This is a genomic window from uncultured Butyricimonas sp., from assembly GCF_959596855.1.
Lineage (GTDB): Bacteria > Bacteroidota > Bacteroidia > Bacteroidales > Marinifilaceae > Butyricimonas > Butyricimonas muris.
Genome location: NZ_CAUFYA010000047.1, coordinates 1 through 12,930 on the forward strand (window position 1 = coordinate 1; position 12,930 = coordinate 12,930).

Below are 12,930 nucleotides of genomic sequence, written 5' to 3' on the forward strand. Positions count from 1 at the left end.
GTCAGTTTGTTTGTTGTCGATGAGTATAGACGCGAAAGCCACGGGGTCACTGTTTTGATCGATCACTCTGCCACTAATACTCACAACTGCGTTTGCTTCGTTAATTGTAGAATTAATACTTGTTTTTAGTACGACCTTTGGTAAAATGGTTGTTTTTACTAGGTTTGAAGCCATTACTTGATTTGCATTCGCGATAAGTCCCGATAAGGTTACGACTAAAGCGAAAATTCCGATCCTGAAAAATTCTTTTCTCATGGCGTACTTTTTTAGTTATTAAATTTGTTAATGAATAAATAGCCCAATCACATACAACTGGGACTACAACAAATTTAAAATAATTTGTGACAAAAACAAGAGAAAAATTGATTTATTTTGAGAATGATACGTTTGAACATTACGCAATAAAGAGGCGTTTTTGAATGTTCGTGCGGGTTTGCACGTGATTTTTATTGTGTAATATATAATGGATATTAATAACATAAATATCCATTAGTCAATTGGAATTAAGACTATTTTTATCTTTATATTTGGAGTACTTTTATTTGATAGAATGATTCTTCGATAGAATCTGGATACATGATATCAATCGCTTCTATATCGAAGTTTCTAGGGAGCCTTCCTTTGTATTTTTTTGACAGTTTAATGTCAATCTGCTTGATCCCTTTTTCTAAAGTTACGTGATCCCGGATGATTCCAGGTTTGTTGTTTTCGACAACGTGAATCAATATCTCTAGCGAAAGGGGAGAAATGATCGGTTGTGATGTTTTGATCGAGTACGTGATTTCCTTACTGAATTTTGAAGTTGAAACACCCGTGATGAATGATTCTAGTTGAATCGTTGCTTTCCGGAAAGATAGCATACACTCTTTTTCCTCGATAGTAGAGTGGTTCTGTTTTAACTGTAAATGTAAGGAAAGTTCCATTACTTTTTCCGGTTTAATCTTGAAAAGGTAAAATTGCCCTGGTTTTAGAAATATGCTATCCTTGAATACTATTTCTTCCGTGGGGCATATCCCGGTTGGAGAAATGATTTGGCTCAAAATACATTCGTGATTTGTTCGTAACGTGCAGGTATCCCGGGTATGTAGAAGGTTTATTGAAAAGATACCGGGTTCCCCTCCAATTGTTTCTTGAGGATGTATGTTTATTCTTTCAGGGGTGTCTTGGAAATTAAAGAAAAATCTTCTATCTCTTTTAAAGTCCGCTATAATTAAATCTATTTTTTTCAGTGTCGTGCTGATGATTAATGATGAGTCCGTTTGCGTGTATTTATTATATGTGTAACCTTGCAAGGGATGAAATATTTCCACGGAAATGGAATCGTTGTTCCTTTTCACGGAAAAGTCTTGGGATAACGTGATTTGAATATGAAATAAAACGAGAAAAAGAAGTGCCACCCGAATAGTAATTTGACGTGAGTTCATATATTCTATATTAAGTTGAAATACTCGATTCAAATGTTTTTATAATCTTGTAATCAACAAAAATATAAATAAATTGATGCTAATGTATTGTGTGTTATTAGCTTGTATGTGTATGTATTTCTTTAAAATTCTATTTCCTCTCTTGTTTCATATTTTGTAAAAGACTTTCTATTTGAACAAGCTATTTAAATAAAGCCGGTCTTGAATTACTTCCAAGGATGTGACCGGTGTTCCTAAACTATTCTTGTTATTATCTATAATTCGAAGATGTTTAGCTTGTTCACTCTTTAAGATATCAATTCTAATAAGGTTATCAAACTTTGGTAATAATGATATACCTTTTAACGAGAAGTCATTATTTATCTTGATCTTGTCGATCGGCATGATTTTAATGTACTCTTCTTTTTTTAGTTCACAATTTAGATAGAGAAAATCCGAGTTAGTTGAGAAACAGATTAATAATATATTCGCATCCGGGTAAAGGGCATTTTGGTACTCGAAATCATATTTTTTACTTGCTAGATTTGATATGGTAACTCGATTCAAATGTCCGTTATCGTAGAATAAAAGAAGCGTGTTGTTTTCTAGATCATCCGGAATGGGTAAGGAGATTCGCGTGTCCTCTCTTGTCGGCTTTTCACGGGTTAATAGGTACTTCCCGTTTTCAAGTATGGAATAATAACCGTTTGCCGAGGGTTGGGAGAATTGCATGCGACTTGTTGCGATCAAGTTTTTTTTATCACGAACATTTACTTGTGGGTCTGGAAGGGTAAAATAACCAGGAGAATCGGGAAATAAAGGATAAGTCGCTTTTACAGAAAGAGAATGTTGTTGCTTTCTTAACTTTAGCAATTTTAAATCCTTTCCCCTGAGCGGTCGTGTAGCGTTCCCTTGACGCTGGTACACGGTACCTTTAAAAGATACAACTTGATGATAACTTGGAACGGAAATCGCACAAATTGTTTTTTGTTTGAATTTCTTGAAGACAATGGTTAGTAGGCCATTAATGTCTTTTGATAGGTTTTCTACCGCGTACTGGCGAAGAATAAGTTGATACTTGTCTTCATCACCGTGAAGATAGTTGAAATCATCTTCAAGACCGACCGGAATCCCGTCATCGGCCACTCCAATGTATATGGTTCCACCTTCCCCGTTTAAGAAACCCGCTACGGCTCGAAATATCGTTTCTAATTGACTCTCGGGGTTTGCACTACCGGTTTTATTGGAAAATACGATAGAGGTTTTAAACTCCCGGTTATCTCCCTCTTTGCCAAAATACACCGATGAAGAGATTTTAGGCTCGTTTGTTTCCTTTTCTTTCTTTTCATGAAAAGACAAAAGGGATAATATCTCTGGTTTCACGAGAGCAGAGATCTCCGGTTTTAGTGAGTTCACGAGATTATTTGTTAAAACCAATCGAGCCAGTTTCACGTTATCGGGATTCACGCTTGAATTGATAATGGATAAGAGATCTTGGTCGTGTTCATTCTTGTTAAACAGGTTCAATATGGATAATGTCTCTTTGGCATTTTGCAACAAGGGATAAGAATTTACCGTTTCGTCCGTGAGCCAGTTTTCTACATCAAGTTTGAAACCTTTCGCGAATTGAAATAGGGTCAGGTAATAGTTTATTTGTATCGTGTAAAATTTTATCGCCCGTTTGTTTCCCGTGATAAGATTGAATAATTTACACAGGTATAGGTCGTTGATCTTATCTATTGTTGCTGAATCTTGACGTGTGTAGGTGTCAAGAAGTAATTCAAGTTCCTGGATAATACTTGGAGCTAGAGGGAATGATGGTTCGTTAGCTTCAGCCATCATGTAGTCGTTAGCTTCATTGCCATCAATATCTATGTAGTGGTATAGGAGATCGGCCACGGCATCATGTATGTCAAAATCATGATCAACTTGTTCTTGAATTTTGGCTTTTATATACCCGTTGAAATTTACATCGGTGAGTTTCAATATATAGCAATCCCCGACTTGTGGGTCGGGCTTCGGGGTGGGAGAGGTGTACAAGGAGTACCCTTCTTCACTGACCCACGTGAGCAAGTCATCCCGCTTGGCCAATAGTTTGGCATTCGTTAGTTCATCTTTATGAAAACGTCCCCCGACGGATGCGTCAAGTTGCTCGATAATGGAAAAAGATAAACGATCCGGGCTGGATTCGACAACTTCGGCGGTCATGATGTCCCCGGGGTTTATAATCCCTTCAAGAGTACGCAAGATCACTCGGGTAATACCTTTTACATGTAATATTCCTTCACCTTCAAATCGTTCATCAACGATTCTCACGAAAGCGAACAACGGGTTGTTGGGCCCGAGTGTTTTGATTTGGATTTTAACCTCGTTTCCTACCACCGGGCGTTCTTTCTTGATAATTATTTTTTCTTTTGGACGATTCGAGTATTCATCAATGAGTGTTCGCCAACTCGTGCTGAGCGTCTCGATATCCTCTGCGTGTAAATCTACTTCTCGGGAGGACGAGAACAAAATTATATCATCTTTGAGGAACGATCCGATATCTGAAACCAAATATTTGGGGGTAAAATTGGGATAGATTTCGAGTACTCCATCATGAAGGATGATCTCCCCGTGTCCCTGGAAATTTTTTTTCTTGGAATCGAGTGTTTCTGTAGCGGACACGGAGGAAATAATTTTTTTGACGAGTTCAGCTAAATCGAAGTCAAGTATTTCTTTCCAGGTAAATTCTATTCCAGAATACTGGTGTATTAATGAATCTTGAGCTTTATTCCTGATAATGTCATGTTTGTAGCCCGATAGAGCGTATATGTACCTGTAGAATGCCGCGTGGGTCGTTATTTGTTCCGTGGTGATCAGCTCTGTTTTATTTAGTAATAATTGAGCACCCAGTAACCGGATTACACTTGCTCCCTTTTGCATTATTTTTTCATCAAGAATTTTAGAATAACGTAAGGTGTCATCTAAATAATCTCGCTCTTTCCTTAGACGTTCTTGAATAAGATTGTTTATCGCGTCACGCTGAAGGTATTTATCAAGGAGTGCGACTAGCTTTATGTATTCGTCAATGGATAGATTTATGATGTTCGAGCTGAATAGAACGAGTGTTGTTAATACTGAAATTTTACGATCCCTATCGAATAAATGACCGGATGTTAATAATTTACGAATGATTTCTGTAATATATTGAATATCTTGATTCGTGTCAATTAACGTGATCGCTTCCAGGTTCCAGTATACCTCTCTTAATTGTTGTTCAAGATTTGTTCTGGTTTCCTGGCTTTCACCAATGGAGTCTAAGTAATCTGAATCTTCCAACACGAAAACCAAAATCTTAGCAAGCAAATCTGACAAATGGCGCCAATTATCAATATCCCCGTGTTTCACGTGTGCCAATTCCTCTTTTATTTTGTTTGTCAAAATTAGAATCCATGAAACACCCTTCTCTTCAATAGATATGTCATATTTATTTATTACTTGTTGTTGGTGAGGTGTGGCTTGTATTAGGCTATAGAATTCTTCCGGGGAAATGAACGTGGTCGGTTTCCTGTTCGTCATAATGTTGATAATATCTTTCATATACCTGTAATAAATATAGATAATATTCTTAGGCCTTTGCTTAAGAGCATAGATTAATACAACTTGTTTGTTCAAGTTGTTAATACTAACTAAGATTACCGTTTAAAGTAATCTACTCCTTTTGCTTGTCTTGCGACTTGTAATCCATCTTTTTTCCATTTGCCAAAATTTATCCTATTTGTATTCTTTGCAAATTTAATAATACAAATGAATAATTATGCTTGTAACGTGTGAAAATAGATATTTATTTATGATGTTTTCGTTCCAATACTGTTTGTTTGAATTAATTTACACACGCCTGATACGCTCATTTTTCATTTTATAAAACATAGAATATAGCGGATAGTTTAGGCACTGTGAGAAAAGCAATGTAAAAGGTAAATGTAGGAGATAAATAAGAAGTTCTTGGTGCGTATAATAGGGGCAGAATTATCCATAAGCTTAATAATAGTTACTTCTAAAGTAGCTTCCCGTATTAAAATCTGATCTTTTTTTCTTGGATTAATTCATCAAAAGTTTTTCTTTTTTGATTCTCAATCCATTCGATTATTTCTATTCTTTTAAACCAAAGACGTCCTGTTTCGGCAAATCTGTAAAATGGTAGTTTCCTTTGTCTCACAAGTTTGTATATAGAATCCCTAGAATACCCGGTAAGAGTCATTAATTCTTTTACTCCAAGACGTTCGTTTATTTCATTTTGTCTGTTTTCGGGTGTAGCCGAATTCATATAGTCTTTGATCATATTGATAAATTGTCCGACTGTTAGGCATGCTATAGGAGTATCTTCTGAAATGTTCATGGCTTTTTATTTGTTTAATACAAATATAATACAAACGAACACATAACAGCCTTTATCCGAAATAATTGAATGTGTATGTATATCTTTTTTGTAGAATAGAAGCGGGATGAAGGCAAGGTGTGTTATTTTACTTCATTTGCAATTCCATTTCGAACCAATGTTGTGTGTGAAGAAGGAGTGTATATACATGTAAATTTATCAATCATTTATATAAGTCTATTGATAATAGGAAATATGGAGTTAAGGTTTACGTATTAATTTTTTACACATTAAATACTAAATTAGTATGGATATTTCGATCGAAAATCTTAATCATTGGAACTGATGAACTAATTATTAGGTGGTTGTTCTTTTTGTTCTTTTGTTAACAAAAGCGCGAAAAATTCTCATTTAACTCAATAATATACACACAAACTTTTTGGTAAATACTTTTTAAATTTATTCACACCTGATAAGGTCTTGTCGGGGTAGAATATATTGAAGCGTGAATCAAATTTTATATATCATTTAAAATGGAAGAATTTTATGAAACGAAGACGGAATAATTTACAGGCTTTCTCTTTACCCGAATTACTTGTTGTTTTGGTTATTATTGGGATTCTCGTGTTAATCGCTTTGCCTAATTTGATGCCCTTGATATCAAAAGCGAAAAGTACAGAGGCACAACAACAATTAGTGTTCCTGCATACCTTGCAAAAGAGTAATTTTTACACTCATTCCCGCTATTCCACTTCTTTAGATGATTTAGGTTTTGAACAGTCGAAACTTGTCACGGAAGGGGGAAATGCGAACTACAAGATAGAGATTGTAGAGGCAAACGAGAAGGGGTTTCGTGCAAGGGCCACGGCGGTGGTGGATTTTGATGGGGACGGTGAATTCAATGTTTGGGAGATAAATCAGGATAAAGAATTGAAAGAAATTACTAAAGATTGAAAGGTATGGGATTGGTCGTGTTGATTCCTTTAATTATGATGATTCGATCTGATTTCCGGCAGCGGGAAGTAAATATGTATTGTTTGGTATGTTTTGGGTTGTGGCAGTTCTGTTATGCGTACTGGTTGTTCGGGATACACGAGATTCTAAAACGAGGAATAATAAACTTGGGAATCCTGCTATTCCTTGGTTTGGGGATAGTTCTTTACTTGAAAGCTAGACGAGTGAGGTGGGCGCAAGTGCTACATAATTATATTGGCTTGGGGGATATCTTATTTTTTATTTTTTTGATCCCAGTTTTCAAAGAATTGGAATTTCCCCGATTTTTAATGGTATCATTTATTTTTAGCTTGATCTGGTGGGGTGTTTATTCTTGGCGAACTAAAGTATTGACAATCCCTCTCGTGAGTACCGTGGGTATATGTTACGTGGTGTTAGTTGTATTCCGTTTTCTTTTTGACGAATTAAAAATCCAGTTGTTATGAAAGATATTCATGTTGTTACCGAGGTTCTTCAGTTATTTTCCACCCGGGAGGCGTGGGAATACCGGCTTGTTCCTTTTCAAGAGAAGGGGAATACTGTTTATTGTTACGGGGAAGAAGGATACGAGTACCAGAGGGTACTCGTGGAGCTTGAAGTGTTGACTGGTAAAGAGATCGAGATCAAGTACCTGGATAAAGAAGAATTTGCTCGATTGTTAAATCGAAGTTACCGCCAAGAACTGGAACGAAAGAATAATTCGAGTACAAGTGGAAAACGGAGTTTTTTACATGGGTTAATTGAAGAGGCTTTTCAGAGTTATGCTAGTGATATACATCTTGAAATATACGAGGATCGTTGCCGGGTACGATTTCGTATAGATGGAAAGTTGATCGAACGGCACGTGATCGAACGGGGAAATTATGCAGCCCTCGTGAATCAAGTAAAAATCTTGGCAAACTTGGATATTTCCGAGAAGCGTTTACCACAAGACGGCCGGATTCTTTATAACGAGGGAGATGATAAATTTGATGTCAGGGTATCCTCGTTACCAACTATTCATGGTGAGAAAATCGTGATGCGCCTTTTAACGCGCCACGTGGAATTGCTGGACTTGAAGAACCTTGGGTTTTCCAAGAAGCAGTTGACTGATTTTCTGGCAGCCGTTCGGAACCCCCACGGTTTGGTGTTGATTAGTGGGCCTACGGGTTCCGGGAAAAGCACAACCTTATATGCCACGCTCCGACTTTTGAACGAGGAGACTAGTAATATTTTAACGATTGAGGACCCCGTGGAATATACCTTGCAGGGAGTGAATCAAGTTCAACTAAAAGAAGAGATCGGATTAACTTTCACTAGTGCTCTGCGCACGTTCCTGCGCCAAGACCCAGATATTATTATGCTGGGGGAAATCCGGGATGCGGACACGGCACATATGGCAATCCGGAGTTCTTTAACGGGACACTTGATCTTGTCAACGATACATACGAATAGCGCTTGGGGAAGCGTGTCCCGTCTGATAGACATGGGGGCACACCCCTACCTGATTGCGGATACTCTTGTCGCGTGTGTGGCTCAACGTCTCGTCCGCCTGTTATGCCCGTGCTGTAAACAGGAAATCAAGGTTAATGATTCTATGCTTGGTGTGCCAAGTAGTGTAAAAACTTTGTTCAAGGCCGTGGGGTGTGAACAATGCTATTATACGGGATACAGGGGACGGAAAGCTATTTATGAGGTGATACCCGTGGATGGAGAGCTTGCCTCCGTGATACGAGAGAAAGAGAGTGACGTGGAACCCTATCTTCGTGAAAGAAAAATCCGAACCTTGGCGGATTCGGCAATAGAGTTACTGGAGACGGGGCAAACATCGTTAGAAGAGGTAATCACGTTACTTCATTGATAAAAAATAGGAGTAAGAATTATAGAATAGAGGAGGATAAAGGATGAGAATTATAATACTAGTGTTGATCGTGATTTTATCCGTCGGTTCCCTGAGAGGACAGACTGAACGCTTGGATTCTATTCAGGTGCGATTGGAACGAGTGGTGCATAGAGATAGTGCCTATTTTTCTGAGATAGATATTTCTGTCGGGAAGTTGTCTTTAGGGGAATTTTTTCGCACGATTGCGCGTGTTAATGGGGTAAACCTTTGTTACAAGGTAAACGAAGATCAAGAGGTAACATGTAATTTTAACCGGGCTAGAGTGGATGAACTACTTTTTTTTCTTTGTAAAGAATATAATCTTGAACTGGAAGTTGTGGGAAATATTGTCTCAATTACAACACCGCTTCCTCCAGTCAATATACCCCGAGAGCCTCGAATTGAATTTGATAGCGTGGAGAGTCTTTTGAGTTACGATCTATTGGAGGATAACCTGGTATCGGTGATCAAGCTTGTTTCCAGCTTAACCGGGGTGCAAGTTGTCGTCCCGAGAAGCTTGTATGATTATCGGGTTTCCGGTTACGTGAACAAAATGCCCGTGGACGAGGCCCTGCCTGTGTTAGCTTCCGTGAACAACTTGGAAATATTTAGGTCTAAAAAAGGGACTTGGACATTAGTAGCCCCGGAGATTCCGGCTGGGAGTGAACAAGGTAAGATGAACTCGTTATATAGGCCCCGGAGAAATTTTTCTCCAGATCAAGTATCTATTGATAGTTTGAGATTAATAACGGCATCCATTAACAAGGGAAATGTACACGATATAGTGCTTGAAATCTGTTCATTACTTGGCTTGAATCGGGTTTTCTTGACCTCTTTAGATCAAGAAACGGCATTACACGTGAAAGGGGTTGATTTGTATTCCTTGTTTCGTGTGCTTTTTGCCGGTACGCCTTTCACGTACAAGGAGGAAGATGGGGTGTTTCTCTTTGGGTCTGCCACTAAAAATAAGGATTTTGCCACGACCCGGGTGATCCCGATGTGTTACCGCTCCGTGGATAAAGTGATCGAGTTAATTCCTACTGTACTCAAGAACGGGATGCAAGTACAGTTATTCCCGGACCAGAATAGCGTGATTGCCACGGGGTCTTCTCGGCAAGTGGATGAGGTGGAACGTTTCTTGAAATCCATAGACCGTAGCGTTCCCCTGGTAACGATTGAAGTATTGATTGTGAATTCGAAAAAAAGTGTAATTCACGAGGTCGGGATAACAGCAGGAATTGGAGAAAAGCCAACTCAAACCCTTGGAACGGTAAGCCCGGGCGTGAGCATGTCCTTGTCTGCAAATTCTATTAATAAATTAATCAATAGTTTTAACGGGTTCGGCTCGATCAACTTGGGAAAGGTGACCCCGGATTTTTACATGAGCTTGAAAGCCTTGGAAGAAGCTGGTAATATCGAATTGCGATCCACTCCCAAACTTTCCACCTTGAATGGTCATGAGGCAACGCTCAAGAGTGGGGAAACGAAGTATTACAAGGAAGTACAGAATAATTATTACGGTTCGCAGATCCCGGTCCCCTCGGAATCTTATACATGGAAAAACGTGGAAGCCAATTTAACGTTAAAAATAATTCCTTTCGTGAGTTTGGATGGTAAAATTACTCTCACGATAGAGATCGAGCAAAGCGAGTTTACAGCCAGAGAAGAAAAAGACGCTCCTCCTGGTACGGCTACTCGAAGTTTCAAGTCTCTTGTTCACGTGCGTAACGAGGAGATGGTATTACTCGGGGGCTTGGATAGGAATAGCAAAGAGAAAACATCGAGTGGTTTACCTTTCCTTGCACGGGTGCCTGTATTGAAATGGTTATTTGGTTCCGTGAAAAACAATAAAGTGGATGAGAAGTTGAACGTGTTTATCAAACCCACGGTCGTGTATTGACGTGTATTTAAATAAAAAACAAGATGATTGGATTAAATAAAATATTAAAGCACCTGATCGTGATTTTAGTCCGAACTCGCCGGGGGGATAGCGCTGTAATTACAGTGATCGAGTGTGTTTTTGAGAAAGAAGAGGTTCGTGTGGAGAAAAGGTTAGAAGAAGTGGATTTGAAAGTTTTTTTTGAGGAGAAAAAACGAGCGCCTGTTGTAATCGTTGTCACGGGTGAAAATGTTATCACCAAAGAATTGAATAATCATGAAAATGATTTGGAACGTATTACGGGTAACGAGGGACTTTTGTGGGAGTATGTTGATCAAGAAGAAGGGAGAAATGTTTTAGCTTTTACACGGAACGATCAAATTGCACCTTTACTTGACGTGATGGATAAAAATGGGATAACTCCTTTTGCCTTTCACGTGAGGCCAGTGCAAGGAGATGATCGAATCTTTGATGGGGAAATGGTTACAGGGGAGGAAAATTTCGTGCTTGAAATAATAAAGAGTTACTATAGAAACAACTTGAGGTGGAGCGTGTTTTTTGAATCTACCGCTAGGGGAAATTATTTTTGCTCGCTTTTCATGAAAAAAATAAAACTACCCTTGCTTGCCTGTTTGTTGATATTGTTGTTTGTCAATTTTTGGATAAATGGTGATTTAAGAGACAAAAGTGCCAACGCACGAGCAGAACTTTCCGTTTTGGAGAAGGACGTTTCTAAAAGAGATAAACTATCCAGAGAGGTTCGGGCAGTAGTAGACGAGTTTTCTAGTTCAGGGAATATAAAGGTTGCTCCCGTTGTCGATAAAATCGCATCGAGGGTGCCTGAGAACATGAACTTGGAGAGTATGGAAGTGAACCCTTTATTAAAGTCACACGAGGAAAACAAACCCTTGCTTATTCGTGAAGGGTTGATACGGTTGAAAGGAACGTGTAGCACGGCAGATGAGATCACGGGGTTTACAAGCACGGTAGGACTTCTTGATCTAGTGAAGGATGTGAAACTTCTCTTGCTTGAAAGGGAAAAAGAAACGGGACAGTTTGTCTTTAAAATGAATGTCTGGTTATGAAAGAATGGATGAAATATAAAAATCTCGGGAAGTTGCTTGGGATGTTATTGCTAGTACCCGTTATTGCTTGGTTTTTTGGGTTCAGGGAAACGATCTCTATATGGCATGATTACAAGGAAATGAAAGAGAGAATTCAACGGTTACAAGCTGGCCCTGTAAACGGGCAAAGTTCGGATTGGGAGAATAACTGGAATGGGGAAGCCGTGTTGCGGGATGGGCGTCTGTTAGGCAAGTTGTCTGGAATACTGGCGAAAGAAAATGTGAATGTTGATAGTTACACGCCTAACGTGGTCCGGGAAGAAAATAGTACCCGGGTTGATGCCGGAATGTTAGTCTTGGCAGGAAATTATATTTCACTCGTGAAATTATTGGATTTTGTCGAGAAAGATAACACGCTGGGGAAGGTGACTTCTGTCACTTTTCAAGTATTCCCGGATAGGGTAAGAAAGTCAAAACAATTAAAGATGACGATATGGATACAACAATTAAGCGTGGTATGGCACGATTGACAAGAAAAATAGTTATGCCTATGATCTTGTGTATGTTTTTGGCGTTTGGATGTGAAGACGTGTTCGAGAAAGATCTATCAAAAAAAGAAGTGGTCTTGGTCGCTCCCGGTGATAGTATCAGAACCAGTTACGGGCAGCAGGTTTTTGTTTGGGAAGAAATCGAGGGGGCTACGAGGTATCGTTTGGTAATCGTGAGCCCGCGATTTGAACGACCTGAACGATATTTGTTGGACACGCTTGTTACAGGAAGACAATTCCCTTTTACCTTGAAACCGGGGGAGTACCAGTGGCGGGTTAGACCAGAAAATTCGGCTTACGAGGGTATTTATTCCACTAGAACTATTATCGTGTTACCTGAAGAGAACGAGTCATGAGAACACTGAAAAAGAAAGGAACGTTATGGATGTTGCTTGTTGTCGCGACGGGAATTTGGGGTGTGATTGTGGTCCGTTTAATCAATCTTACAGACGCTCCCCGTTTGACGAGCGTTGAACCGATTCGACACGAGGATGAAATGTCCGGTTTAAAAGATACTTTATTGCTAAATTACCGTGATCCTTTTCTCGGTTCTATTCCTGTCAAGGTAATATCAAGGGGAAAGAAAAGAGAACCGAGAGTCCTTGTGTCTCCCATGGAGGAGTTAGCCCCATCGTTTATTTTGCTCGGGAAAATCCGGAAAGGAGAAAAGGATTTTCTTTTGGTGGAGTCAGGAGGGGAAAATCGGTTGATTACACCCACTGACAAGATTGACGGTTTCACGATTAAGAAAGTCTATACAGATTCAATCATTGTTTGTAAAGGTAAGAATAAGTACACGATCCAGAGAAATTGAACACTCTT

At 39.0% G+C, this 12,930-nt stretch carries 12 protein-coding genes; 8 read left to right on the forward strand and 4 right to left on the reverse strand.

Features of this window, described 5'->3' with window-relative positions; all coding sequences use genetic code 11:
• From Q5866_RS16960 to Q5866_RS16975, 4 genes are all read right to left on the reverse strand, one after another.
• Nucleotides 1–255, reverse strand: a 255-nt coding sequence (locus Q5866_RS16960; RefSeq protein WP_303181444.1) for a hypothetical protein, incomplete at its 3' end; no start/stop codon positions are given.
• Nucleotides 256–521: 266 nt separating this feature from the next.
• Nucleotides 522–1,310: a hypothetical protein gene (locus tag Q5866_RS16965; protein ID WP_303181445.1), complete on the reverse strand. Its 789-nt coding sequence runs from the start codon at nt 1,308–1,310 to the stop codon at nt 522–524.
• 282 nt (nt 1,311–1,592) lie between these two features.
• A complete protein-coding gene (locus Q5866_RS16970) occupies nt 1,593–4,985 on the reverse strand; it encodes a helix-turn-helix domain-containing protein (RefSeq protein ID WP_303181446.1) in 3,393 nt (1,130 codons plus the stop codon).
• Nucleotides 4,986–5,460: 475 nt separating this feature from the next.
• Nucleotides 5,461–5,784: an AlpA family transcriptional regulator gene (locus Q5866_RS16975; RefSeq protein ID WP_303181448.1), complete on the reverse strand. Its 324-nt coding sequence runs from the start codon at nt 5,782–5,784 to the stop codon at nt 5,461–5,463.
• A gap of 525 nt (nt 5,785–6,309) precedes the next feature.
• Here Q5866_RS16975 and Q5866_RS16980 point away from each other — a divergent pair.
• The 8 genes from Q5866_RS16980 to Q5866_RS17015 are packed head-to-tail and all read left to right on the forward strand — an operon-like array spanning nt 6,310 to nt 12,922.
• A complete protein-coding gene (locus Q5866_RS16980; RefSeq protein WP_303181449.1) occupies nt 6,310–6,717 on the forward strand; it encodes a type IV pilin protein in 408 nt (135 codons plus the stop codon).
• Between the two features lie 5 nt (nt 6,718–6,722).
• Entirely contained in the window at nt 6,723–7,202 is a 480-nt protein-coding gene (locus tag Q5866_RS16985) for a hypothetical protein (protein WP_303181450.1), read from the forward strand.
• Entirely contained in the window at nt 7,199–8,596 is a 1,398-nt protein-coding gene (locus tag Q5866_RS16990) for a GspE/PulE family protein (protein WP_303181452.1), read from the forward strand. The genes Q5866_RS16985 and Q5866_RS16990 overlap by 4 nt, the downstream gene beginning before the upstream one ends.
• 43 nt (nt 8,597–8,639) lie before the next feature.
• Nucleotides 8,640–10,517, forward strand: coding sequence for a type II secretion system protein GspD (locus Q5866_RS16995; RefSeq protein WP_303181453.1), 1,878 nt, complete (start codon nt 8,640–8,642; stop codon nt 10,515–10,517).
• A 23-nt stretch (nt 10,518–10,540) separates the two neighbouring features.
• Nucleotides 10,541–11,581, forward strand: coding sequence for a hypothetical protein (locus Q5866_RS17000; protein ID WP_303181454.1), 1,041 nt, complete (start codon nt 10,541–10,543; stop codon nt 11,579–11,581).
• Nucleotides 11,578–12,090, forward strand: a complete 513-nt coding sequence (locus Q5866_RS17005) for a hypothetical protein (protein WP_303181455.1) — start codon at nt 11,578–11,580, stop codon at nt 12,088–12,090. Before Q5866_RS17000 ends, Q5866_RS17005 begins: the two co-directional genes overlap by 4 nt.
• A complete protein-coding gene (locus Q5866_RS17010) occupies nt 12,054–12,464 on the forward strand; it encodes a hypothetical protein (protein ID WP_303181457.1) in 411 nt (136 codons plus the stop codon). The genes Q5866_RS17005 and Q5866_RS17010 overlap by 37 nt, the downstream gene beginning before the upstream one ends.
• Nucleotides 12,461–12,922 carry a hypothetical protein gene (locus Q5866_RS17015; protein ID WP_303181458.1) on the forward strand — a complete coding sequence of 154 codons (462 nt, stop codon included), beginning with the start codon at nt 12,461–12,463 and terminating at the stop codon, nt 12,920–12,922. Before Q5866_RS17010 ends, Q5866_RS17015 begins: the two co-directional genes overlap by 4 nt.
• Nucleotides 12,923–12,930 lie beyond the last annotated feature (8 nt).